The sequence below is a fragment of the Bradyrhizobium huanghuaihaiense genome, from assembly GCF_007830635.1.
In the GTDB taxonomy this organism is placed as follows: domain Bacteria; phylum Pseudomonadota; class Alphaproteobacteria; order Rhizobiales; family Xanthobacteraceae; genus Bradyrhizobium; species Bradyrhizobium huanghuaihaiense.
The window spans coordinates 160,949-184,416 of the sequence record NZ_VLLA01000015.1 but is presented as its reverse complement, the minus strand read 5'-3'; the positions used below and the strand labels follow the sequence as shown (position 1 = coordinate 184,416).

Below are 23,468 nucleotides of genomic sequence, written 5' to 3'. Positions count from 1 at the left end.
GTATATCAAGCAAACGTCGCTGCAACATCACGACACGCTTTATTGCCCGTTCAGGCGCCTTGTGCTCCATTGCGCGCGGTCCGGCGCCCGCCGGGGTTTGAGCCGGAGCTTTCATGGATTCGATCGTGCAACCCGCCGCCACGGAGCAGGCTTCGTCGTCGCGCAACCGGCTGCTGCTGACGGTCTACACCGCCGCGATCTTCGTCAGCGCGCTGCTGCTGTTCTCGGTGCAGCCGCTGTTCACGAAGATGGTGCTGCCGCGGCTCGGCGGCTCGCCGGCGGTGTGGTCGGTGGCCATGGTGTTCTTCCAGTCGCTGTTGCTGGCCGGCTATGCCTATGCGCATCTCTTGATGCAGGCGAGGAACCGCATCATTCCGGTCGCGGTGCATCTGGTGCTGTTGATCGCGGCCTTCGCCACGCTGCCGCTCGGCATTGCGTCGGCCTACGGCGAGCCGCCGGCCTCGGGCTACGCGTTCTGGCTGCTCGGCCTGTTCGTGGTCTCGATCGGGCTGCCGTTCTTCGCGCTGGCCGCCAACAATCCGCTGCTGCAGGCCTGGTTCGTCCGCACCGGCCATCCGGCCGGCCATGATCCCTATTTCCTCTATGCCTCCTCCAACATCGGCAGCTTCCTGGCGCTGCTGTCCTATCCGTTCCTGCTGGAGCCGATGTTCACGCTGCACGCGCAGAACCGGTTCTGGACCGCCGGCTATGGTCTGCTGATTCTCTTGATCGGCGCCTGCGGCGTGCTGTTGTTGCGCTCGCCGAAGCTGGCGGTCGCCGATGCGCGAACCGAGGACGTCAATGCGCCGGCACCAAGCCTGGTGACGCGGCTGCGCTGGATCTTCCTCGCCGCGGTGCCGTCCGGCCTGCTCATCGCGGTCACCGCGCACATCTCGACCGACGTCGCGGCGGCGCCGCTGCTCTGGGTGCTGCCGCTGTCGCTGTACCTGCTGACGTGGGTGGTGGTGTTCCAGTCGCGGCCGCTGCTGCCGCACAAATGGATGCTGATGCTCCAGCCGGTCGCGATCGCGGGCGTGGTCTTCCTGCTGGCGTTCGGGGGTGAGCAGAATCTGCTGCTGACGCTCGGCGGTCATCAATTGTGCTTCTTCGTCATCGCCATGGCCTGTCATGGCGAACTGGCGCGGACCCGGCCGGCCGCCAAATATCTCACCGGCTTCTATGTCGCGCTGTCGTTCGGCGGCATGGTCGGCGGCCTCTTTGCCGGCCTTGTCGCGCCCTTCACCTTCTCCTGGATCGCCGAATATCCGATCCTGATCGCGCTCGCCGCGCTGTGCCGACCGTCGGCGAACGAGCGTCTTGCCGGCATTGTCAAATGGTACTGGCTGGCGCTCGCCGCCCTCGCGGTGGCACTGATCGCGCCGTCCACGACCACCGGAAATCTCTCGACCTGGTTCGAAGATCACCGCGTCTGGGTCGCCGGCTCGGTCGGCGTGCTCGCCGCGCTGCTGACCCTGGCGCTCAATGCCGGGCGCTGGAAGATCTTTGCCACTGTGGCCCTGGCGCTGGCGTTGATCCGGATCTATCCGGCAGACGAGGGCCGTGTCACCACGGTGCGCAGCTTCTTCGGCGTGCACAAGATCGTGGAGACGCCCGGCGGCTATTTCCACGTGCTGATGCACGGCACCACCATTCACGGCGCCGAGCGCTTCCGCAACAATGACGGCACGCCGGTCACCGGCCGGCCCGAGCCGATCACCTATTATCACAAGGATGGCGGCATCGGTCAGGCCGTCACCGCGATCCGCGAGCGGAAGGGCGCGCCGCTCAAGGTCGCCGCGATCGGCGTCGGATCGGGCACGCTCGCCTGCGCCGCCGAGCGAGGGGAGGACTGGAAATTCTTCGAGATCGACCAGTCGATGGTGGATGCTGCGCGTGATCCCAAAAATTTCCGCTACATCTCGAGCTGTCTGCCGGACCTGAAGCCCGTCATCGGCGACGCGCGCCTCACCTTCGCCAAGGAGCCCGACGGAGCCTACGATCTCATCATCGTCGATGCCTATTCATCCGATGCGATCCCGATCCATCTCGCCACCGAAGAGGCGATGAAGATCTACAAAGACAAGCTCGCGCCGCATGGCGCCGTGGTGATGCACGTCTCCAACCGCCACCTCGATCTCGAGACCGTCGTGGTCGGCATCGCCGATGCCAATGATCTGAAGAGCTGGGTCTTCAACGAGGATTCGGGTCGCGATTCCGACTACATCTTCTCGACCGACGTCGTCATCTCCGCGCGCGAGGAGGAAGATGTCGGCAAGCTCGCCGCCTCCAAATCGTGGGAGCAGACCGAAGCCGACGACAGGGTGCGGGTCTGGACCGATGATTATTCCAACATCCTGGGCGCGCTATACCGGCGCTTGAGGGACGGGGAGTAGTCTTCGCGCTACGAGCGGTCTCGTGCCCCGGACGCAGTGCAGCGCTTCTTCAGCGCTGCGCTGCAGAGCCGGGGCCCACAACTCTGGGTCCCGGCTCTGCGGAGCAGCGTTGCACGCTGCACCGCGTCCGGGACACGAGATCGAAGCTTACGGCTCCACCGGCGTCCCGGCCGGCAGCGCAATTCCCTTCTCGCCGGCGACCTGCCGCAGCAGGTCCGGATTGTCCGAGATGATCCCGTCGACGCCGATCTCGATCATCCGCGCCATGTCTTCCCGCTTGTTGACCGTCCAGACCACGACGCGCAAGCCGAGCGCATGGGCTTCAGTGACCAGCGCCGCGGTCACGTCGCCGAAATAGGGCGACCAGATCGCGCCGCCCGCAGCCTTGATGGTTCGCGGCAGCGAGCCGCCGTGATCGGTCGGGTTGAAATCCGCGGTCCAGATGGTGACCTTGTCGAGCGCCACCGTCTGGCCCGAGCCGCGCTGGAGCGTCAGGTACACCGTTGGAATGGTCGGCGCCTGCTGCTGGACGAGCTGCAGGGTCCTCCAGTCGAACGACTGGATCATGACGCGGTCGGAGAATTTTTCGGCCTCAATCAGCCGAAGCAGCGCGGTGACGAAACCTTGCGGATCGAGGGATTCGTCCGGATGGTTCGTATCGATCTTGGTCTCGATATTGAAACGCACATTGGCGTTGCCGGACTTGCGCACCAGCGCGAACAATTGCTTCAGCGTGGGGATGCGCGTCCCCGGCACGGCGCGCTGCTCGGGGAATTGCTTCGCGTAAGAACTGTCTGGCCGGATCTGGCCGACGTCATAGGTCCTGACGTCGTCGAGCCGCAGCCTGACGAAGGGCGTGCCGGGCGCGGCCACATAGGCGCCGCTCGCATCCCGTGTGATATCGGGGTTGAGTCCGCGTTCATGCGAGATGACGACCTCGCCATCGGCGGTCACGCCGACGTCGAGCTCCAGCGTGTCGACGCCCATCGACAGCGCGTTGGCGAAGGCGGGCAGGGTGTTCTCCGGTAGCAGCGCCCGCCCGCCGCGATGCGCCTCGAGATCAAAGGCCATGGATTGTCCTGCAGTGAGAACGAAGAGCACGGTCAGGATTGTCGTGGCACGTGACGGCATCAAGATTCACAGCGCTCGTGAAAACAGCAGCTTATGAAATCTTTGCGCGTTTCGTCCAGCCTTGCGGTTGACGGCGGCCGTGGAAGGCGGAAACTGCGCGTCAAAAAACGGGTTCAGGGAGCCACTCACATGCGGCTTGTCTTCATCGCAACAATGGCGGTTCTCATGGTCGGGCAGGCGGCAGCCAGGGATGTGCTTTCGGGTGCGAGCCTCTATGAAGATGTGTCGCGCTATGCCTCCTTCGGCCTGCACCGCTTCGGCTCGCCCGGCGACCGCGCGACCGCCGACTGGATCGCCGGGGAGATGAAGCAGGCGGGTTTCGATGTCAGCTTCCAGCCCGTCGTACTCGGCCGGCAATATGTCGTCGAGCAGGCCAGGGTCGAGGCCGCCGGCACCGCTGTCGAGGCGACGCCAGTCTGGTGGCCGCCGGAGGACCGCGCGAGCTTCCACCTGTCCGCGCCGCTCGCACGCGATGGCGACGTTGCCGGCAAGATCCTGTGGCTCGATCTGCCGTTTGATCGCGGCGCCTATCTGGGGCCCACCCATCGCGCCGCGATCAGTGACGCGACAGCGAAGAAGCCGGCGGCGATCCTTTTGATGATCGGCAATCCCGCCGACGACCGCTTCGCCTACAACGTCACGCAGGAGGATGCGCCCTGGCTGGTGCCGGTGATCGTGGTCGGCGCGACGTCGCGCGCGGCGTTCGAGCGCGCGCTCGCCGCGGGCGCGCCCGTCACCGTCGACGTCAAGGGCCATTACGAGCGCGATGTCGCCGGCCGGAACGTGATTGCAGAGATCGGGGCCGGCCGTGGCCGGACCGTCGTCGTCTCGACGCCGATGACAGGCTGGTACACCTGCGTCTGCGAGCGCGGCCCCGGCATCGCCAACTTCCTCGCGCTGGCGCGCACCGTCGCCGCCGAGAAATGGCCGGCGCATTTCGTCTTCATCGCCACCGCCGGCCACGAGATCGGCCATGGCGGGATGGAGCTGTTCCTGAAGCACGGCGCGCCGGCGCCGAAGGACACGCTGGCGTGGATTCATTTCGGCTCGTCGAACGCTTGTTACGCCCTTGCGGAAGGAGTCCGCACCGAGCGGCCCGAGGAGGAGCGTTATCTTGTGCTGAGCAAATCCGCGGTCGGGCTGACCGACGAGGCTTTTGCAAAAGTCGCGGCAAAGCGTCTGGTGACGGAGAAGCAGGCGGTCGGCGAGCTCCGCGACGTGCACGCGGCGGGCTACGCCAATTTCCTCGGCATGGCCGGCCGCCATCGCACCTTCCACACGCCATCGGATGATCTCACGGCGACCGGGCCCGAGATACTCGAGCCGGTCGCGCGGGCCTTCGTCGATGCGGCGCGAAAGATCGTCGAACGCGGTGACGCCGCGTTCAGATGACGCCGCGTTCAAATAGCCTCAGTTCTGGTAGTGATAATTGCGCGGCTGATAATACTGGCGGGGCTGCTGCTGCTGATAATAGTAGCCCTGCTGGCCATAGCCCTGGTCGTAGGTCGGCTGCGGCAGTTGCTGATAGGCCTGCGTGCCATAGGGGCGCGTGATCGGGCGCGGCGCCGGATAACGCGCGCCGGTGTCGCTGCCGTCGGCCGGATAGATGTAATTGTCGTCCTGCGGCATATAGCGGCGCGCGGGCTGCTGCGGCGGCGTCAGGTTCACGGGATCGCCGGTGGTCGCATACTGCTCTTCGGCAGGCTGCTGCGGAGCGCGGGCCACTGCAGTGTTGGTGCGACCGCGCGGATTGCGCGCGAGCGCCACCTGCGCCGAGCCGGTCAGCGTCACCGTGGTGTTGAGCACGCCCTGCTGCTGCACCAGTGCATACAGCGTCGATGCGTTCTGGCGCGACAGCCGCACGCAGCCATGTGACGCCGGCGAACCGAGCCGGCCGACCGAATCCGTGCCGTGGATGGCGTGCCCGACCTTGGTGAAGAAGATCGCGTGCGGCATCGGCGCGTCGTCGAATTCCTTGGAGTAGTGATCCTCTTCCATGCGGAAGGCGCGGAAGGCGCCGCCCGGCGTCTCGCGCGAAGGGATGCCGGTCGACACCGGCCAGCGGTAGCGCGCGACGCCGTCGACGGCGACGGTCATCTGCTGATTGTCCTTGTCGACGGTGATCTCGACCTTGGCCTGCGCGGTGCCCGCGCTCAAAAGCATCAGGGAGGTGAAAGCAATAAAAAATGTACGCATCTGGAAACGCATTTGAGTTCTGGCCTCCGGCCTGTTCACGCTGGCGCCGCGGCTCTCCGTCCCCCGGCGTGCAATATGCCTGCAATCCGGCTTCCGTTCCAGCGGCCCGCCCGCCCATCGTTAACGTGATGTCTGATGTAAGCAAGGCCGCTTTGTGCCGCGCGGCCAGCGGCGATGCTGACATTTTCGCGAGTGGACATGCGTTCACATCGCCGACAATTCGTCACAAAGGCGCAACCATTTGGCCGCTCGGTGCGTTGAAGATGGCCTGCCGATTGGCGGCTTTCGCCGCCGTTTACTCTGTACTTCCCTGGGACTGAAGATGAACAAAGCCCGTGTCAACGCCGCCGTCCTGCCGGCCGGCTTTCCCGTCCGCCTGCTGTTCGCAGCCGTCGCCATCCTGCTTGCACTGCTGTCGTTGCCTCGAGCTGGTCATGCCCAAGGCATCGTGCGCGGCGCGCAGGAAGGCTCCTATGAAGGTAACCGGATCGCCGGTCCCGTGGGAGGCGTGGTTGGTGGCGCGGTCGGCGCCGGTGTCGGCGGCGCCGTCGGTGCGGTGGAGGGTGTATTCGGTATTCCTCACCGCCACTATCGCCACTGTCGTGGGTACTACGACGGTTACCACCGCTTCCATTGCTATCGGTGAAGACTTCCGTAGCCCGGATGGAGCGAAGCGCAATCCGGGGCCGCTGGAGCCTGACATGACGCCGGTCCCGGATTACGCTGACGCTCCATCCGGGCTACGGGGGCCCATCAATTCTTCAGCCGATATCCGGTGCGGAAAATCCACCAGATCACCGCAAGACAGGCCACCAGGAACGCCACCGTCATTCCCATACTGACGGATACGCTGACGTCGGCGATCTCGTAGAAGCTCCAGCGGAAGCCGGAGATCAGATAGACGACCGGGTTGAGCAGCGCGACCGTGCGCCAGCCCGCCGGCAGCATGTCGATGGAGTAGAAGCTGCCGCCGAGGAAGGTCAGCGGCGTCACCACCAGCATCGGGATCATCTGCAGCTTCTCGAAGCCGTCGGCCCAGATGCCGATGATGAAGCCGAACAGGCTGAACGTCACGGCCGTCAGCACCAGGAAAGTCAGCATCCAGATCGGATGATGGATGTGCAGCGGCACGAACAGGCCGGCGGTTGCGAGGATGATCAGGCCCAGGATGATCGACTTGGTCGCGGCGGCGCCGACATAGCCGAGCACGATCTCGAAATAGGAGATCGGCGCCGACAGGATCTCGTAGATCGTGCCGGTGAATTTCGGGAAGTAGATGCCGAACGAGGCATTCGCAATGCTCTGCGTCAGCACCGAGAGCATGATCAGGCCCGGCACGATGAAGGTGCCGTAGCTGACGCCCTCGACCTGGCTGATGCGCGAGCCGATCGCGGCGCCGAACACCACGAAATAGAGCGAGGTCGAAACCACCGGCGAGACGATGCTTTGCAGCAGCGTGCGCCAGGTGCGTGCCATTTCGAACAGGTAGATGGCGCGGATGGCGCGGTGATTCATGACGTCCTCACGAGGTCGACGAAGATGTCCTCGAGCGACGACTGCGTCGTGTCGAGATCGTTGAAGCGGATGCCGGCGGTGCGGAGGTCGCTGAGCAGGCTGGTGATGCCGGTGCGCTCGCCCTTGGTGTCGTAGTCGTAGACCAGCGTCGCGCCATTGTCGCAGAGGTCGAGCTCGTAGTGCGCGAGGCTTTCCGGCAGCGAGGTGACCTTGCCCTGCAAGTGCACCGTCAGCCGCTTCTTGCCGAGCTTCTGCATCAAGGTCGCCTTGTCCTCGACCAGCACGATCTCGCCCTTGTTGATGACGCCGATGCGGTCGGCCATCTCCTCGGCTTCCTCGATGTAGTGCGTGGTGAGGATGATGGTGACGCCGGACTGCTGCAGCGTGCGCACGACTTCCCACATGCCCTTGCGCAGCTCGACATCGACGCCGGCGGTGGGCTCGTCCAGGAACAGGACCTGCGGCTCGTGCGACAGCGCTTTCGCGATCATCACGCGGCGCTTCATGCCGCCGGAGAGCGTGATGATCTTGTTGTCCTTCTTGTCCCAGAGCGAGAGGTCCTTCAGCACCTTCTCGATGTGATCGGGGTTCTTCGGCTTGCCGAACAGGCCGCGGGAGAAGCTCACCGTCGCCCACACGCTCTCGAAGGCGTCGGTGTGCAATTCCTGCGGCACGAGGCCGATCAGTGAGCGCGCCTTGCGGTAGGAGGTCTGGATGTTCTCGCCGCCGACGAGGACCTTGCCTTCGCTCGGGTTGGCGATGCCGCAGATGATCGAGATCAGCGTGGTCTTGCCGGCGCCGTTCGGCCCGAGCAGCGCAAAGATCTCGCCGCGCTTGATATCGAGATTGACGTTCTTGAGCGCCTTGAAGCCGGACCCATAGGTCTTCGACAGATTGGCGACGGAGATGATGGAGGACATGATGGCCGGCAGGGTGGGAAGGGAGGCTGGAACCGGCCCGGGAGGGCGGTCAGCGGAGCCCTGAGATAGGAATGCCCTTGCCCGGTCGCAATTGGCTGGGGAAAAATGGTCTCAAAACAGGCCCTTCGGTGGCAGGTTCCGGGCTAGTGTTGCGCAACCGCAACGGGCTGTGGCTAAGATTGCCGCTCACGCGGCTCTTTGTTGCGTCTGCGAGCAGGCCGTGGCTACGATTCCGGCCAATCGCGAAGCGTATTGTCCCCAGGGAAAACATCGATGAGACCGAACGGCCGTCACACCGCCGGCGCCAGCCAGTTGCCCGCCCTCCGTGTGTGGGCGATTTGCCTGCTTCTGCTGTCAGTTGTTGCCATCAGCCCGTCCACCGCCAAGGCGGCGCCGACCCAGGCTGCGGCCCAGACCACGCATGTCTACCTGCTGCGCGGCGTGCTCAACATCTTCTCGCTCGGGCTCGACACGATCGGTGCCCGGCTCCAGGCGCAGGGCGTCCCGGTGACCGTCGCCAACTTCGTGTCCTGGTCCTCGCTCGCCGACGAAGCCGCGACCGCCTACAAGGCCGGCCGCATCAAGACCATCATCCTGGTCGGCCATTCCTCCGGCGCGACCGCGCTGCCTGATATGATCGCCAAGCTCAACCAGCTCGGCGTGCCCGTGAAGCTCGCGATCGGGCTCGATTCCGTGTTCAAGACCAAGCTCTCGACCGGCGCCGAGCGCTACATCAACATCTATATCGGCGACGGTCCCGGCGAGCCGGTGCGGGCCGCAGCGGGTCTGCGCGGCAAGCTCGACAATGTCGACGTGCGCGGCACCGGCGTCGGCCACATCTCGATCGACAAGAACGAGGCGATCCAGCGCCGCGTCATCGCCGAGATCGACGCCGCGATCATGCGCTCGCGCGCTCCGGCTGCTCCCGTCGCCGAACCCGGCGCGCCGCGGTCCGCGCGCGCCGCCGCGGCAACAGCTCCGGCGAGGAACTGATACACGCGCATGCCCGGGTCGTGCGAGGCCGCCTAGGCGGCCGTCACACGCACCGGCATGCTCTCCAGCCCGCGCAGGGAATTGTTGAGCCTGCGTTTCGGTTCAGCCGTGAGCTCGATCGTCCTCACGCGCCTTGCAAGCTCGCCGAAGATCAATTCGCCTTCCAGACGCGCGATCATCTGGCCGACGCAGGCGTGGATGCCGGCGCCGAAGCCAACATGCCCGGTTGCGACCCGCTCGACGTCGAAGCGATCGGGTCCATCCCACCGCGCGGGATCGCGGTTGGCGGAGGCCATGAACAGCAGCACCTTGCGGTGGGCGGGGATCACGCCGCCTGCGATCTCGACGTCGCGCGAGGTGGTGCGAAAGAACGTCTGCACCGGTGAATCGTAGCGCAGACCTTCCTCGAACGCGTTGCGCGCCAGTTCCGGCTTGTGGTGGAGCTTGCGGTATTCATCCGGATGCGTGGCGAGCGCGAGCAGGGTATTGCCGATGCCGTTGACGGTGGTGTCGATCCCGGCGGTGAGGAACGGCCGCACCAGATGCGTCGCCTCGTGCTCGGTGATCTCGCCCTCGTCGGCGGCCTGGTAGATCATCATGCCGAGACTGTCGGGCCGTAGCGCATCTCGCGCACAGCATTCCATGATCCAGCTCTGGGCGGCGAGACCCTCTTTTCGTGAAGCCGCGAGTATCTCGTTCTCCGGGCCGAAGCTGTTGAACACGAACGTACTCCAGGCCAGGAGCTTCTCGCGGCCGTCGGGCCGGATGCCGATCGCATCCGGAAACACCTTCATCGGATAGGCCTCGGCGAGATCGGTCACGGCATCGAACGTGCCTTTGTCGATCAGCTCCGTGACCTTCTTCTCGGCCTCCTGCTGAAACGTCTCGCGCAGCTTCCTTGCGACGCCCGGCGACAGCGTGCGGCCGAGCACCCGGCGGCCCTTGTCGTGATCGGGCGGATCGATCTGGAGCGTCAGCGGTCTTGGCAGCGCCGGATTCATGCCGTGGAGCCCGACGCCTTCGCCGCTGATGAACGCCTTCCAGTCCTTCAGCGCCGGCTCGACCTCGGCATAGCCGGCCATCGCCCACACGCCATAACGCTCCAATTCAAACACGGGCCCATGCGCGCGCAGCGCCGCATAGGCAGGATAGGGGTCCATCAGGAAGTCGGGCGCAAACGGGTCGACCGGGCTGGATGCAATGCCGCTCATGGTCAGCTCCGCCTCTATTGCTTGCTAAGCGGACACTGGCCTTCGCTCTCGGCGCGGAATGCGTCCTCGCCCTTGATGGTGGCGACGACCTTCAGCAGATCCCAGGCTGACGTCGATTCCTCCGGTGCCTTGACCTGGAGCAAATAGAGCGGGTGGATCTTGCGGCCGTCCTTGCGGATGTAGCCCTTGCCGAACAGCGGATCGTCGGTCGGCATCTCCTTCATCGCGGCGACGACGGCCTTGCCGTCCTTGGCGCTGCCGGCCTTGTCGACCGCCTTGAGGTAGTGGATGACCGAGGCATAGACGCCGGCCTGCATGTCGTTCGGATAGGCCTTCGACGGAATGCGCTCGGTGAAGCGTTTGGCGAACGCGCGCGTGCCGTCGTTGAGATCCCAGTAGAACGGATTCATGATCTGCGCGCCTTGCGCAAATTTCAGGCCGAGCGCGGGAAGGCCGTTCATGCCCAGGATCAATCCGACCAGCTTGTGGTCCCTGGTCAGGCCGAACTCGGCGGCCTGCTTCATCGAGGTGATGGTGTCGTCGCCGGCATTGGCGAAGCCGACGACGTTCGCGCCCGATGCCTGGGCCTGGAGCAGGAAGGAGGCGTAGTCGGCCGTTCCCAGCGGATGCCGCACGCTGCCGAGCACCTCGCCGCCGGACGCTTTCACGGCCTCCGCGGCCTGCTTCTCCAGATCATGACCGAAAGCGTAGTCGGCGGTGATGAAGAACCACTTCTTGCCGCCCTGCTGCACGATCGCCTTGCCGAGGCCGCGGCCATAGGCATAGGTGTCGTAGGTCCAGTGCACGGTGTTCGGCGTGCACTTCTCGCCGGTCAGCAGCACCGTGCCGGCGCCCGATCCGACGAACACCTTGTTCTTCTCGGCGCTCATGCCGGCCACCGCGAGCGCGATCGACGAGTTCGGGATGTCGAAGATCGCATCGACGCTCTCGTTCTCGTACCAGCGCCGGGCGATGCCGATCCCGATATCGGTCTTGTTCTGATGGTCGGCCGCGACGACCTCGACCGGCTTGCCGGCGGCCTTCCCGCCGTAATCCTCGACCGCCATCTTGGCGGCGACGACCGAGCCGATGCCCTGATAGCTCGCGAACGGCCCTGACTGGTCGTTGAGGATGCCGATCTTCACCACGTCCTGCGCGAACGCCGGTGCCGTGGTCAGCATTGCGGCCAACATGCACAATTTATGCAGGAATTTGCTGTTCATTGTGTCCCTCCCACAGGCGGTCTTGGTGCCGCTGAATAATAGTTATATTTTATAGCTATTTTTGAGAGTGTCAATTCGCCCCCGCCTTGGATTGCAAATCATGAGCTCGAAGACCCCGAAAGCCGGAGCCAAATCTGCTGAGCAGCAGGAGAAAACGCTGGATCTGAGTGCGCTTCAGCGAACGCCCGGCTTCATGCTGCGCCTCGCGCAGCTGAAGTTCTTCGAAGGCTTCTACGAGGAGTTCGCCGCACTGGGCCTGACGCCGGCAACCTATGCGATCTTCGCCGTCATCCGTGACAATCCCGGCGTGCCGCCGAGCAGCCTCGCCAGCCTGCTGCGGCTGCGGCTGCCGAACCTGATCAAGATCCTGAACGAGCTCGAATCGTCCGGCTTCATCAAGCGCAACCGCTCCAAGGCGGACCGCCGGGCGGTCGAGCTCATGCTGACGCCAAAGGGCGCAAAGCTCATTGCCGAGGGGGCAAGGCTGACGGAGCCTTATAACCGGAAGATGCTGGCTCCGCTGAGCGAGGCCGAGCAGCGCACGCTGCTCGACCTCTTGAACCGGATGCTGCCGCTTTAGGCCGGCGCGCGATGTGGCGATCGACGATCGCCACAGCTCACGTCACTTCAGGAATGCGCGAATGCTCTCGGCGATCTCCCGCGCATGCGTCTCCAGCGCGAAATGGCCGGTGTCGAAGAACTGCACGACCGCATTGGGATTGTCGCGCTTGAAAGCTTCGGCGCCGGGCGGAATGAAGAAGGGATCGTTCTTGCCCCAGACCGCCAGGAACGGCGGCTTGTGCTTGCGGAAATAGTCCTGGAATGACGGATAGAGCGCGACGTTGCTCTTGTAGTCACCGAACAGGTCGAGCTGCACGTCGTCCGAGCCCGGACGCGCCAGATAGAAATTGTCGAGGTTCTGGCCGTCCGGCGACACGGTCGTCGGATCGGGAACGCCATTGGTGTACTGCCAGCGCGTCGCCTCCGGCGTGAGGAAGGCGCGCAGCGCCTCGCGGTTGGCGGGCGAGGGATCCTGCCAATAGGCCTTGATCGGAGTCCAGCCGCCGCTGAGACCGTCTTCATAGGCGTTGCCGTTCTGCGAGATGATCGCGGTGATCCGCTCGGGGTGACGCAATGCGAGCCGGAAGCCGGTCGGCGCGCCGTAGTCGAAGACGTAGACCGCGAAGCGGTCGAAGCCGATCACTTCGGTGAAGCGCTCGATCACCTGCGCGACGTTGTCGAAGGTGTAACGGAAGCTTTCGCGCGCCGGCATGTCGGACTGGCCGAAGCCGGGAAGGTCCGGCGCGACGATGTGAAATTTGTCGGCGAGCAGCGGGATCAGGTCGCGGAACATGTGGCCGGCGCTCGGGAAGCCGTGCAGCAGCAGCAGCTTCGGCGCACCTCGAGAGCCGGCCTCGCGATAGAACACCTTGAAGCCATCGACGTCGGCGGTGCGATAGGCGGTTGGGGGCATGGCCATCTCCATTTTGCTGGATGTAACCAGTTAAAATCATATTTGCAGGTTACGTAGCTAGCGAGTAACTTGTCAATAGGCTTTTTACTGGTTACTACGAGTAGCCTTGTTTTGACGGCCAAGGACCGCGCTCATGGATCGCCCGCCCGCCATGTTCATCGCCGACTCGCTCGGCCTCGATTTTCTCAATTCGGTGGCAACGCCAGTCGATACGCCCGTCGATTGGCTCGACGATGGCGACGGCCTGATCGATTGGCTGTCGCAAGCGAAGCTGGTGCCGGCGGAAGAGCTCGACGCGCTGAAGGCGCGTGCGAGGCCGGCCGAGCTCGACAAGGTCGCCGATCAGGCCCGCGCGTTGCGCGAATGGTTCAGGGGCTTTGTTCTGGAGCATGCGGGCCGGCCGCTGACCGCGAAGGCGTTGCACGAGCTTGGCCCGTTGAACAGCATCCTGCAGCGCGATGAGGCGTTCCTGCAAATCGCGCCCCGCCACGGCGAGGAAGGACTTGCGCTGCAGAGGATGCGGCGCTGGCAATCGGCCGAAGCTCTGCTGCTGCCCGTTGCTGAGGCGATGGCGAAGTTCGTCTGCGAGGAAGATTTTTCCGACGTGAAGGCGTGCGAGGGCCACAATTGCACGATGCTGTTCGCCGACCATACCCGCAGGCGCGCAAGGCGGTGGTGCATCATGGCGGTCTGCGGCAATCGGGCAAAGCAGGCCGCGCATCGCAGTCGGCTCAAGGGCAGGCAGTGAGGTCGGGAGCGTGGCCCATCCGGCAGGTCACATAGCCTTGATGCGCGCGGCGGTGCGTCGCGTCCCGGTTCCCGCGCCCCAAAATCCGCCAAATCGGTCGTCACTAAGCCGGTTTGGGAGAGGCCCTTGCCTCCCGTGGTGGGACTGCTGGACGGATGATTGATTTGAGGCGGCTAGTCGTGCTGGCAGCGGTGGCGCTGCTCGCCTTGGGCAACGGCATAGCCGTGGCCTCACCCGCCAAGTCGAAGCGCCCGGCCGTGACGGCCACAGCGCCGCCTCCGGCTCCGCCCGCCGAGCCGCTGCCGCCGCCGAAAATCTACCTGTTCCGCGGCGCCATGGGGCCGATCTTCTCGACCGGCATGGACCGGCTCGGCGAGAAACTGACGCAGGCCGGCTTCTCGGCCGACGTTTATGAATTCACGATCTGCCGGCTGATCGGCAACCGCGCCATCGCCAGCTACAAGGAGAGCCCGGCGCCGATCGTGCTGATCGGCCACTCCATGGGCGGGTTGTGCTCGGTGGTGATCTCCGAGATGGCGGCCAAGGAGAACATCCCGATCAGCCTCGTGATCGCCATCGATCCCGCGCATGCGACCGGCGACGTGCCGCTCAATGTCGAGCGCTTCATCAACATCTTCCTGTCCGACAGCGTGCTCGGCGGCGGCGACGTCGTGGCGGTGCCCGGCTATCGCGGCCATTACGCGAGCTACGATCTTAAGGAAAACAGCCGCGTCTCGCACATCAACATCGAGAAGTCCGACGACATCCATCGCCAGATCGTCGAGATGGTGACGCAGCTGCCGCGCATTCCGCCGCAGACCCAGGCCGATGCCGTGCCGCTGCGCTATCTCGTGCCCGCCGATACGCTGGTCGAGTTGTGGGATAGCGGCGTGCGGGTGCCGGTGCGCCGCGGCGACACCATGGAGAGCATCGCCGCAGCCAATCGCGTGCCGCTGTGGACGCTCGCGCAGAGCAACTCGCTTGCAGAGAACGCGCAGCTCTCCCCGGGCCAGACCATCATCGTCCCGCGCCATCTGACGCCGCCGGAGCCTGCCGCCGCGATGGCGACGCCGCCGCCCGCCGGGCGGAAGTAAAGGAAGAGCGGTTTCAGCAGATCGAGCTCACACCAGGAGATCGTGCTGTCCATGAGGCCCGCCTGAGCCGCCCACGCCGTGAGCGCCATCGTCCAGCTGCGGAACCTCGTCCGCTGCAGCGGCGCCACCATGTCCGTAGGCATGTGCCACGCCTTCATGATGATCGGGCGGCGCCGTGAGATCGTCCACAAATGCGACGCCCGACTTCTCGATCGCCGGATTCACGAACTTGAAGGAATCGCCCGGTCCGGACGGATGGGCCTGCGCGTTTCCGTGTGGGCCGTGCGTGTCGTCTGCCGCAGAATGAGGTTGTCCATTGGACTTGTCGGGCGTCTCCATCGAAGCATGACTGTGTTTGCTTTCTTGAGATTGATTCGAATGAGGGTTGCCGCCGTTCCCGAGGCCTTTCTGCGAGGCGATATCGAGAAGCGCACTGGCGGTATCGGCAAGGCTTGCATGGCCATGAGCCTCGGCAGCCTTGCCGTTCTCTGGATGCTGGTCGATGGCAAGGAGCGCTTCCGGCATGCTGAAAGCGACGACCTGATTTTGCTCCGTCATGCCGATCGCGCCGATTACGTTCGGATGGATGCTGTCGTCGGTCCGGGGTGGTTCGAAGACAAATTTGACGGGCTCGATCGATAGCGAATGGATTGCCGGTTGTGACAGGCCGGGGAGTGCTGCAGTTTCGTCCGGGGTGGAAGCGGTGATCTCGTGGCTCCACCCGCTGTGATCCCGATTGATATCGAAGGGATAGCTCACATCGATTGCGGGCGAGCTTCCGACCAACGAAACAGAGCCGCCACTTGTCGTCGCCTCCGTGGAGGCATCGGAGGTACTCAAGGCCATGACCGCCGCATCGCCTTGCGTGGCGGCGGCCGGATCGAGGTTGTCGCTCACCGCTTGGACCGGTGCCGCGGCTTGATCCACGATGAAGTCCGAGGAATCGATGGTCGCGACACCCTGGAGATGAACTTCCACCAGGCTGGAATCGCCGATCTGGAGGGTTTGATCGGTCGGATTGACATACACGATGGTTTCGTTGGCCGAGCTGTCGTAGATCCACGCGATGGTGTGCGGCGGCACGGACGAGCTTGTCGAGCTCAATGCCAGGATCACGAATCCGAGCGCGCCGATCGCCGTCAAATCGATCTTGTCGCTTCCCGATCTGAAATCGGTGATCGTATCGAACTGGCCGGCTCTGGAATCGACCGCCGACAGATAGACGAAGACGTCATCGCCGTTGCTGCCCGTGAGATTGTCCGCACCGAAGCCGCCGATGATGGTGTCGTTCTCGTTGCTGCCGGCGATCGTGTCCTGCCCGGAGCCGCCGTAGATGATGTCGGCCCCGTTGTTGCCCTTGATCGTATCGTTGCCGGATCCGCCGTAGATGGTGTCGTTCACGCCGGTTCCGTTCAGGGTGTCGTCGCCGGCGCCGCCGTAGACGATCTGGGAAACGCTGCCGCCACCGGCGACGCTGTCGTGTCCAGGCGTGCCGAAGACGAACGGGGGATCGGAGACGACGGTCGATCCCGTCGCCAGGTTGTCGAAGTCGTTGGGGTCGGCGTCGCTGGCGCCATGGATGGCGATCGTCACCTCTTGCGTGGTGCCGTCGATTGACGTCACCGTGAAATGATCGGCGATCGTGTCGCCGACATCCAGCGCGTCGACCACGGCGTTGCCGTTGTCGAGCGTATAGGTCCACAGCCCGGACGCGGTCATCGTGAAAGTGCCGTAGCCGCCGTCGCTGGCCCGGGGCGAGGTCACCGCCGTGAAGGTGTTGGCGGGATTGTCGAGGTCGGTATCGGTGAGGGTGCCGGTCGCGACTGGCGTGCCGGAGGCGATGCCGCCGGCTTCGAGCACCGAACCCGTCGTCGTTCCGGAAATTGAAGCGGCGTCATTGGTGCCGTTGATCGTGATCGTCACCAGCTGCGGCGTGCCGTCGACCGTGGTCACGGTGAACTGGTCGTTCAGCGTATTGCCGACATTGAGCGCCTGTACCGTCGCGTTGCTATTGTCGAGCGCGTAGGTCCACGTGCCAAGCGCCGTCATCGTGAAGGTGCCGTAGCCGCCCACGCTGGCCTTTGGCGTGGTGACCGGGGTGAAGGTGTTCGACGCATTGTCAGGGTCGAGATCGGTCAACGTGCCGGTCGCGGTCGGCGTGCCGGGCGTGCCATTGGCCACACCTCCGGCCTCGATCACCGCGCCGCTCGTCGTTCCGGAAATGATCGCCCCATCGTTGCTGCCGTTGATGGTGATCGTCACTGTCTGTGCGGTGCCGTCGGCCGAGGTCACCGTGAAGTTGTCTGTCAGCGTGGCGCCATTGTTGAGCGCCTGCACTGCGGTACTGTTATTGTCCAGCGTGTAGATCCACAGGCCGGCCGCGGTGATGGTGAAGCTGCCATAGCTGTGCGCGCTTGCCGTCGGCGTATTGACCGCCACGAACGTGTTGGCGGGATTGTCGACGTCCGCGGCGAGAAGCGTGCCCGTCGCGACCGGCGTGCCGGGCGAAGTGCCGCCCGCCTCGACGACTGAACCGGTCGTCGTCCCGGAGATGATTGCGGCGTCATTGGTGCCGTTGATCGTGATCGTCACCAGCTGCGGGGTGCCGTCGATCGTGGTCACGGTGAACCGATCGATCAGGGTATCGCCGACATTCAGCGACTGTACTGTACCGTTGCTATCGTCGAGCGTGTAGGTCCACACGCCGCCGACTGTCATCGTGAACGTGCCGTAGCCGCCCGCGCTCCTGGTCGGCGAACTGACCTCCGTGAAGGTGTTGGGCGGATTGTCGACATCGGCGTCTGTCAGCGTGCCGGTTGCGCTCGGCGCGCCCGGCGCCGAATTGGCGACGCCGCCCGCCTCCACCACTGTGCCGGCGGCGTTGCCGGAGATGATGGCAGTGTCGTTGACGCCGTGGATGTTGACGACGAAGGTTCGGCTCGTCGAGAACCCGGTGTCCGAGACCGTGATGATGAAGCTCATGGTCGTCGGCGACGACAGGGCATTGATGGCATCCGCGTTCGGAACAAAAGTGTAGGCGCCGGACGCACTATTGAGATAGAGGGTGCCATATGCACCGGTTTGCGAGAGATCGTAGGTCTGTCCATCCAGGACCGTGGTGCCCGCCGTCCCGCCGCTGAGACCGTAGGTGAGGACGGCACCGATCGGGCTGCTGGCGGAGAAAGTGCCGGTTGTCGCGGCGAACGTGTCGTTGAATGCGATCGTGTCGATTTCGGTCGGCCCGGCAGGAACGTTCAGTGACGGCGGCGGACGTACGATCAAGGGGATGTCGGCCGGCGGCAGTGGCGGAAGCAGGTTTGGCGGCGCAGGCCCGTTATCCGGGTTGAAGTTGATGTGCTGCAGCGAGGGGGCGATGACGCCAGGTGGCGTACTGGACCCTGTCGGACCTTGCGTGAGATTGGCGAGCACGTCCTGTTGGGCTGCGCGCAGCTCCTCCATGCGAGCAGCGCTGTTGGTAACCTGATTCACACTGACCGAGGAGCCGATCCTGTTCAGGATGACGGTTTCGCCTGGATCGTCGACGATGATGTGCCGCGGCACCCGCTCCTTGGTGATGAGCTCGAAGGCGCCGTGCTGAAGGTCCTTGTAAGTGAGCGTATCGCTATCGAGATACGTGGCGTCGGGGTCCGATCCCTGCGCTTCTTTCACCATCGAGAACGTCAGCGCCGCCATCGTCAGGATGCCGAAGCCGGTCGCATGGGAGCGGCCGCGAACGCTGCCTAGGGGTGTGTCGACCGTCAGGGTGCCGCTGTTTGGCAGCCGCCCGGCCGCGAACGCAAAGCTTCCGCTTGTGACCGCAACGATGGTCGAACGCGAAGCGCAGTCGGATTCGCAAGCGAACTCGCGCAGTTCGACGCGAGCTCCGCTGCCGACGCTGAATATGGTGCCGTCGAGAAGCCGAATACCGATCTGCGCATCCGCAGCCGTCTCGATTACGTCATGGCGGCAGATTAGGTCGCCAATGCTGACCTGCGTGGCCGGGCCGTTCTCGCGCGTGAGGGTAATGTATCCCAACGTGCTTTGAACGATGCCGATGATCTGGAGGGGAAAAGTCTGAGTGACCCCGTTCTGGGGTCCAACGCCAAACGCAACTGACATGGCCGTAGCCTCGCGCGCCGAACAATTCCGGCTCGGCGCGGTGCCGCGGTCTTCTTGTCGGTTTTGCTACGCCGCGGGCGCAATTTTTGGCGCTAGCAACCCCAGGCCTGCACGCCGAAAACGTCTGATATGAAATGCGAACTTTATAGGTATTGCCAAGGTGATGGCAGGTTCAGCGGAGATATCTCTCCGCCACAGCAATTTGCGCTCTCAAGAAGTTGACGCTTGAGCTATGCGATATCTAGCGCACTTTCGCTGGCCAGGCAAACGGCTTGGGCTTAAGATCGAGCGCGGAAGAATTGCTTCTTCTGGAGGGCAGGTCCGTTAGGACCGACCCAGGTTGTAGATATTCACGATGCACGAATTGCGAGCTTGGTCGAAGCTCACATAGCTCCCATCAAGCGCCATGCAGATCTTCTCGGAAAGGGCGGGTCATGTGCAGGCATACGATTGCAGTTTTGGTCACTGGCTTCATTTGGGCATCGGCGAGCGTTCTCGCTGCGCCAGCGCAGGCTCAAGTCAATCCCGCGACACGCGGCCCCGAGGACGTTGTGCCGAAACCCATCGGCAAGGTCGTCGCCGTTGCAGGCTCGGTCTCGATCGAGCATGCAGGTGCGGTCGTCGTTCAGGCGAAGCTCGGCGATCCGGCTGCGCAAACCAAGGTCGGCGATGTCGTGTATCTGCGCGACGTCGTGCGAACCGGGGCGGACAGCCGGGTCAGCATCAATTTCAGCGACGGCTCGTCGTTCAATCTGTCGAGCAACGCGCGCATGACCCTGGACGAGTACGTGTACGAGCCGGAGGGCAAGTCCAACGCAACGTTCTTCAATCTGGCCAAGGGAACGGCGACCTTTGTTGCAGGCCAGATCGCGAAGAGCGGCGATATGAAAGTCGATACGCCCGTTGCAACGATGGGGATCCGGGGCACCACGCCGCATATCGAAGTCGCGGATGACGGCGCGGTCAGGTTCTCGACCCTCATCGAAGAGGGCAAGAGCAAATTGGTGAAGAAGCGCGTGACTGCTGCGGCGCCCGAGCAGGGGAGCGGTGGTCCCAGGCTGAACATCTGCAGAGGATGCTGAAGCGGCACGGACATGACGATCAGGGCTGCCATTATCGACAGCGTAGCGCCCGTTCTCGTGCTGCTGTCGATCGGCTCGTCCGCGGTCGCGCAGCAGCCCTCGTCCGCGGTCGCGCAGCAGCCGCAGAAGAAAAGTCATCTCCAGAGCATTGCGCAGTGCAACGGTACGGACAGCATTCCGGCCCAGGTTCGGATCGCCGGCTGTACGGCGCTCATCAGTTCGGGCGATGCCAAGCCGGAGGCGCTGGCTCTGGCTTACAACAATCGCGGCAACGCCTATGCCGCCGCGGCGGAGTACGACCGCGCGATCAGCGATTTCGATCGGGCGATCGAGCTCGCCAAAGGCTATGTCAAGCCGGTCAATAATCGCGGCGTCGCCTATTTGAGGAAGGGAGCATATGAGGACGCGGTCAAGTCCTTCGACGAGGCGATCAGGCTCAACCCGGCCTATGGCAACGCCTTCGCCAACCGCGCCGAAGCCCACCTGAAGCTGAACCAGTATGATCGGGCCGCGCGGGATTTCGACGAGGCCATTCGCCTCGATCCGAACTTGACGTGGGCGCGGAGCGGACGCTGCTGGACGCGAGCGATCATCGGCGACCTGCAGGCCGGGCTCGACGATTGCGATAAGGTGATTCAGTCGGTATCCAACGATGCCGCGACATACGATTCACGCGCGCTGATCCATCTGAAGATGGGGCAGTTCGCCGCGGCCATCGACGACTACGATTCCGCGCTGCGGCTGGCGCCAAACCTGGCAAGCGCGCTCTATGGACGCGGACTTGCCAGGCTCAGGCAGGGCGACAACGCCGGCGGCGATCGTGACGTCTCGGCGGCAAAGCTCATCGACCTCAAGATCGCCGACGCGTTCGCCCGCTACGGCGTGCGGTGACGTCGCGATCGGCCGGCCGAAACTCGCGTTGGCCAACTAGACGTTCGAGCCGTGGATTGCGTCGATCACGGCATCGGTCACGTCCTTCGTCGTCGCCTTGCCCCCGACGTCGGGTGTCAGCACGCCGGCCGCGCAGACGCGCTCGACTGCTGCCATCAATCGGCTGGCCGCATCCTTCTCGCCGAGATGCTCGAGCATCTGCGCGCCGGTCCAGAACGTCGCGACCGGATTGGCGATGCCCTTGCCGGTGATGTCGAAGGCCGAGCCGTGGATCGGCTCGAACATCGAGGGGAAGCGGCGCTGCGGATCGATATTGCCGGTCGGCGCGACGCCGAGGCTGCCGGCCAGCGCGCCGGCGAGATCGGAGAGGATGTCGGCGTGCAGGTTGGTGGCGACGATGGTGTCGAGGCTCTTCGGATGCAGCGTCATCCGCACCGTCATGGCGTCGACCAGCATCTTGTCCCAGGTCACGTCGGGGAATTCGCCGGCGACCTCGGCTGCGATCTCGTCCCACATCACCATGCCATGGCGCTGCGCGTTCGACTTGGTCACGACGGTCAGGAATCTGCGCGGACGCGACTGCGCGAGCTGGAATGCATAGCGCATGATGCGGGTGACGCCGACGCGGGTGAAGACAGCAACCTCGGTGCCGACCTCCTCAGGCAGGTCCTTGTGGGCGCGGCCGCCCATGCCGGCATATTCGCCTTCCGAGTTCTCGCGCACGATCACCCAGTCGAGATCGCCGACGCCGACATTGCGCAGCGGCGAGGCGACGCCGGGCAAAATCTTGGTCGGCCGCACATTGGCGTATTGGTCAAAGCCCTGGCAGATCGGCAGGCGCAGGCCCCACAGCGTGATGTGGTCGGGGACATCAGGCGCGCCGACCGCGCCGAAGTAGATCGCGTCGAACTTCTTCAGCTCAGTGAGGCCGTCCGCCGGCATCATCACGCCGTGCTTCTTGTAATAGTCGGAGCCCCAATCGAACGTCTTGACGTTGAAGGCGAGATCGCCGCTGCGTTTTGCCAGAGCCTCCAGCACGCGGACGCCGGCCGATATCACCTCGGGGCCGATGCCGTCGGCGGGAATGGCTGCAATCGAATGGGTGCGCATGGGAAGGCTCCGTTTGAGATATCAGTGGGATTGCGGGACGGGTTCGACGGGCGCGGTTTTCGCGCGCGACAATAGCAGGGTCAGGACGGCGGAGAGAACGAGCAGGCCGCTGACGAAATAGAGACCGCCGACAAAGCTGCCGGTCTGGTCCTTGATCCAGCCGATCATGGCGGGGCCGACGAAGCCGCCGAGATTGCCGATGGAGTTGATGGTGGCGATTCCCGCCGCGGCCGCGGGGCCGGACAGGAACAGCGTCGGCATGCTCCACAGCGGAGGTTTTGCGGAGGAGATGCCGATATTCACGAGCGTCAGCGCGACCAGCACGGCAACTACGCCCGCCGCCAGGCCTGCATAGGCAAGGCCCGCAGCCGCTATCAGGCAGGCCCAGACGACGTGCCAGGTGCGCTCGCCGGTGCGGTCCGAATGCCGCGCCCACAGGATCATGGCGACGACGGCGGCGGTCGCCGGCAGCGCATTGAGGAAGCCGACCTGGAGCGAGGACAGGCCGAACTGCTTGATGATCTGCGGCGCCCAGACGCCGAGCGTGTAGAGGCCGGCCGAGGTGCCGAAATAGATCAGCGACAGCGCCAGCACGCGCGGATCGGCGAGGCCCCGCCAGATGCTGTGGCTCGCGGTCGCGGCCTTGCTGGTGGTTTCCACGTTCATGGTCTCGACCAGCCAGCGCCGCTCGTCATCAGTGAGCCATTTCGCCTTCTCGGGGCGGTCGGTGAGGAAGCCGAGCACGACGAAGCCGAGCAGCAGGGCCGGCAGCGCCTCCAGCACGAACAGCCATTGCCAACCCCTAAAGCCGAGCAGTCCGTCCATCTCTAGCAGCGCGCCCGAGATCGGCGAGCCCAGCACCGTCGAGAGCGGCGCCGCCGCCATGAACAGCGCGGTCACCGCGGCGCGCTGCCGCGCCGGGAACCAGTAGGAGAGGTAGAGGATGATGCCGGGAAAGAAGCCGGCCTCCGCAACGCCGAGCAGGAAGCGCAGGATGTAGAAGCTGGTCGGCCCTTGCACGAAGGCCATCGCGGCCGAGACCAGGCCCCAGGTGATCATCACCCGCGCGATCCAGATCCGCGCGCCGATCTTGTGCAGGATGATGTTGGAGGGCACCTCGAACAGGAAATAGCCCCAGAAGAAGATGCCGGCGCCGAAGCCGTAGACCGCCGGCGACAGGCCGATGTCCTTGTTCATCGTCAGCGAGGCGAAGCCGATATTGACGCGGTCGATGAAGGCGACGAAGTACAGCAGCATGATGAAGGGAACGATGCGCCAAGTGATCTTGCGCAGCACGCGCGTCTGAATCTCGCTCGCCACCCTGGCCTCCTCGGTTCCGGCTTGTTGTTGTGTCGGCGGACCCGAGGG

Annotated in this window: 19 protein-coding genes; 9 read left to right on the top strand and 10 right to left on the bottom strand. The window is 64.4% G+C overall.

Translation table 11 applies throughout. From position 1 onward, the window contains the following. Positions 1-113: 113 nt before the first annotated feature. On the top strand, positions 114-2,393 hold the full coding sequence (locus tag IQ16_RS27450; protein ID WP_018640921.1) for a fused MFS/spermidine synthase: 2,280 nt from the start codon (positions 114-116) through the stop codon (positions 2,391-2,393). A gap of 147 nt (positions 2,394-2,540) precedes the next feature. Here the strand turns inward: IQ16_RS27450 and IQ16_RS27445 are convergent, their stop codons facing one another. Continuing rightward, entirely contained in the window at positions 2,541-3,524 is a 984-nt protein-coding gene (locus tag IQ16_RS27445; protein ID WP_020607780.1) for a glycerophosphodiester phosphodiesterase, read from the bottom strand. 129 nt (positions 3,525-3,653) lie between these two features. Between IQ16_RS27445 and IQ16_RS27440 the strand changes: the two genes are divergently transcribed. Next, the gene (locus IQ16_RS27440; RefSeq protein ID WP_167526350.1) at positions 3,654-4,916 is read left to right on the top strand and encodes a hypothetical protein; all 1,263 of its coding nucleotides are present in this window, start codon (positions 3,654-3,656) and stop codon (positions 4,914-4,916) included. A gap of 18 nt (positions 4,917-4,934) precedes the next feature. Here IQ16_RS27440 and IQ16_RS27435 read toward each other — a convergent pair whose 3' ends face one another. Next, the gene (locus IQ16_RS27435) at positions 4,935-5,720 is read right to left on the bottom strand and encodes a L,D-transpeptidase (protein ID WP_035665890.1); all 786 of its coding nucleotides are present in this window, start codon (positions 5,718-5,720) and stop codon (positions 4,935-4,937) included. 322 nt (positions 5,721-6,042) lie between these two features. Between IQ16_RS27435 and IQ16_RS27425 the strand changes: the two genes are divergently transcribed. Beyond that, positions 6,043-6,366 carry a hypothetical protein gene (locus tag IQ16_RS27425; RefSeq protein ID WP_018640917.1) on the top strand — a complete coding sequence of 108 codons (324 nt, stop codon included), beginning with the start codon at positions 6,043-6,045 and terminating at the stop codon, positions 6,364-6,366. 107 nt (positions 6,367-6,473) lie between these two features. On the opposite strand, the gene IQ16_RS27420 is transcribed toward IQ16_RS27425, so the two are convergent. Together IQ16_RS27420 and IQ16_RS27415 are read right to left on the bottom strand one after the other, a co-directional pair. Next, a complete protein-coding gene (locus IQ16_RS27420) occupies positions 6,474-7,235 on the bottom strand; it encodes an ABC transporter permease (protein ID WP_145831852.1) in 762 nt (253 codons plus the stop codon). Next, positions 7,232-8,155: an ABC transporter ATP-binding protein gene (locus tag IQ16_RS27415; protein WP_018640915.1), complete on the bottom strand. Its 924-nt coding sequence runs from the start codon at positions 8,153-8,155 to the stop codon at positions 7,232-7,234. Before IQ16_RS27415 ends, IQ16_RS27420 begins: the two co-directional genes overlap by 4 nt. Positions 8,156-8,428: 273 nt before the next feature. On the opposite strand from IQ16_RS27415, the gene IQ16_RS27410 reads away from it, so the two are divergent. Beyond that, positions 8,429-9,148 (top strand): hypothetical protein, encoded by a 720-nt coding sequence (locus IQ16_RS27410; protein WP_018640914.1) that lies wholly within the window; start codon positions 8,429-8,431, stop codon positions 9,146-9,148. A gap of 32 nt (positions 9,149-9,180) precedes the next feature. Here the strand turns inward: IQ16_RS27410 and IQ16_RS27405 are convergent, their stop codons facing one another. Together IQ16_RS27405 and IQ16_RS27400 are read right to left on the bottom strand one after the other, a co-directional pair. Then, entirely contained in the window at positions 9,181-10,359 is a 1,179-nt protein-coding gene (locus IQ16_RS27405; protein ID WP_018640913.1) for a cytochrome P450, read from the bottom strand. 14 nt (positions 10,360-10,373) lie between these two features. Further along, on the bottom strand, positions 10,374-11,582 hold the full coding sequence (locus tag IQ16_RS27400; RefSeq protein WP_018640912.1) for an ABC transporter substrate-binding protein: 1,209 nt from the start codon (positions 11,580-11,582) through the stop codon (positions 10,374-10,376). Between the two features lie 100 nt (positions 11,583-11,682). Between IQ16_RS27400 and IQ16_RS27395 the strand changes: the two genes are divergently transcribed. Continuing rightward, positions 11,683-12,162, top strand: coding sequence for a MarR family winged helix-turn-helix transcriptional regulator (locus IQ16_RS27395; RefSeq protein ID WP_018640911.1), 480 nt, complete (start codon positions 11,683-11,685; stop codon positions 12,160-12,162). 42 nt (positions 12,163-12,204) lie between these two features. Here IQ16_RS27395 and IQ16_RS27390 read toward each other — a convergent pair whose 3' ends face one another. Beyond that, entirely contained in the window at positions 12,205-13,056 is an 852-nt protein-coding gene (locus tag IQ16_RS27390) for an alpha/beta fold hydrolase (protein WP_026311687.1), read from the bottom strand. A 133-nt stretch (positions 13,057-13,189) separates the two neighbouring features. Between IQ16_RS27390 and IQ16_RS27385 the strand changes: the two genes are divergently transcribed. After that, complete coding sequence (locus IQ16_RS27385) at positions 13,190-13,804, top strand: CGNR zinc finger domain-containing protein (RefSeq protein ID WP_026311686.1); 615 nt, start codon at positions 13,190-13,192, stop codon at positions 13,802-13,804. A gap of 155 nt (positions 13,805-13,959) precedes the next feature. Next, entirely contained in the window at positions 13,960-14,898 is a 939-nt protein-coding gene (locus IQ16_RS27380) for a LysM peptidoglycan-binding domain-containing protein (RefSeq protein WP_026311685.1), read from the top strand. Positions 14,899-14,925: 27 nt separating this feature from the next. Here the strand turns inward: IQ16_RS27380 and IQ16_RS27375 are convergent, their stop codons facing one another. Continuing rightward, positions 14,926-19,017 (bottom strand): VCBS domain-containing protein, encoded by a 4,092-nt coding sequence (locus IQ16_RS27375; RefSeq protein WP_244635864.1) that lies wholly within the window; start codon positions 19,015-19,017, stop codon positions 14,926-14,928. Positions 19,018-19,475: 458 nt separating this feature from the next. Here IQ16_RS27375 and IQ16_RS27370 point away from each other — a divergent pair, with 458 nt between their 5' ends. Further along, entirely contained in the window at positions 19,476-20,099 is a 624-nt protein-coding gene (locus IQ16_RS27370) for a FecR family protein (protein WP_244635862.1), read from the top strand. 12 nt (positions 20,100-20,111) lie between these two features. Beyond that, complete coding sequence (locus IQ16_RS27365) at positions 20,112-20,990, top strand: tetratricopeptide repeat protein (RefSeq protein WP_018640906.1); 879 nt, start codon at positions 20,112-20,114, stop codon at positions 20,988-20,990. A gap of 36 nt (positions 20,991-21,026) precedes the next feature. Here the strand turns inward: IQ16_RS27365 and IQ16_RS27360 are convergent, their stop codons facing one another. Together IQ16_RS27360 and IQ16_RS27355 are read right to left on the bottom strand one after the other, a co-directional pair. Further along, entirely contained in the window at positions 21,027-22,100 is a 1,074-nt protein-coding gene (locus IQ16_RS27360) for a tartrate dehydrogenase (protein WP_145831851.1), read from the bottom strand. A 21-nt stretch (positions 22,101-22,121) separates the two neighbouring features. After that, positions 22,122-23,420: an MFS transporter gene (locus IQ16_RS27355; protein ID WP_018640904.1), complete on the bottom strand. Its 1,299-nt coding sequence runs from the start codon at positions 23,418-23,420 to the stop codon at positions 22,122-22,124. Positions 23,421-23,468 lie beyond the last annotated feature (48 nt).

Bases quoted from the DNA above. Each gene is read 5' to 3' on its own strand.
- IQ16_RS27365 (WP_018640906.1), top strand. From the start codon at position 20,112: ATGACGATCAGGGCTGCCATTATCGACAGCGTAGCGCCCGTTCTCGTG.
- IQ16_RS27400 (WP_018640912.1), bottom strand. From the start codon at position 11,582: ATGAACAGCAAATTCCTGCATAAATTGTGCATGTTGGCCGCAATGCTG.
- IQ16_RS27410 (WP_018640914.1), top strand. From the start codon at position 8,429: ATGAGACCGAACGGCCGTCACACCGCCGGCGCCAGCCAGTTGCCCGCC.
- IQ16_RS27450 (WP_018640921.1), top strand. From the start codon at position 114: ATGGATTCGATCGTGCAACCCGCCGCCACGGAGCAGGCTTCGTCGTCG.
- IQ16_RS27445 (WP_020607780.1), bottom strand. From the start codon at position 3,524: ATGCCGTCACGTGCCACGACAATCCTGACCGTGCTCTTCGTTCTCACT.
- IQ16_RS27435 (WP_035665890.1), bottom strand. From the start codon at position 5,720: ATGCGTACATTTTTTATTGCTTTCACCTCCCTGATGCTTTTGAGCGCG.
- IQ16_RS27405 (WP_018640913.1), bottom strand. From the start codon at position 10,359: ATGAGCGGCATTGCATCCAGCCCGGTCGACCCGTTTGCGCCCGACTTC.
- IQ16_RS27380 (WP_026311685.1), top strand. From the start codon at position 13,960: ATGATTGATTTGAGGCGGCTAGTCGTGCTGGCAGCGGTGGCGCTGCTC.
- IQ16_RS27420 (WP_145831852.1), bottom strand. From the start codon at position 7,235: ATGAATCACCGCGCCATCCGCGCCATCTACCTGTTCGAAATGGCACGC.
- IQ16_RS27425 (WP_018640917.1), top strand. From the start codon at position 6,043: ATGAACAAAGCCCGTGTCAACGCCGCCGTCCTGCCGGCCGGCTTTCCC.
- IQ16_RS27440 (WP_167526350.1), top strand. From the start codon at position 3,654: ATGCGGCTTGTCTTCATCGCAACAATGGCGGTTCTCATGGTCGGGCAG.
- IQ16_RS27395 (WP_018640911.1), top strand. From the start codon at position 11,683: ATGAGCTCGAAGACCCCGAAAGCCGGAGCCAAATCTGCTGAGCAGCAG.
- IQ16_RS27360 (WP_145831851.1), bottom strand. From the start codon at position 22,100: ATGCGCACCCATTCGATTGCAGCCATTCCCGCCGACGGCATCGGCCCC.
- IQ16_RS27385 (WP_026311686.1), top strand. From the start codon at position 13,190: ATGGATCGCCCGCCCGCCATGTTCATCGCCGACTCGCTCGGCCTCGAT.
- IQ16_RS27415 (WP_018640915.1), bottom strand. From the start codon at position 8,155: ATGTCCTCCATCATCTCCGTCGCCAATCTGTCGAAGACCTATGGGTCC.
- IQ16_RS27390 (WP_026311687.1), bottom strand. From the start codon at position 13,056: ATGCCCCCAACCGCCTATCGCACCGCCGACGTCGATGGCTTCAAGGTG.
- IQ16_RS27375 (WP_244635864.1), bottom strand. From the start codon at position 19,017: ATGTCAGTTGCGTTTGGCGTTGGACCCCAGAACGGGGTCACTCAGACT.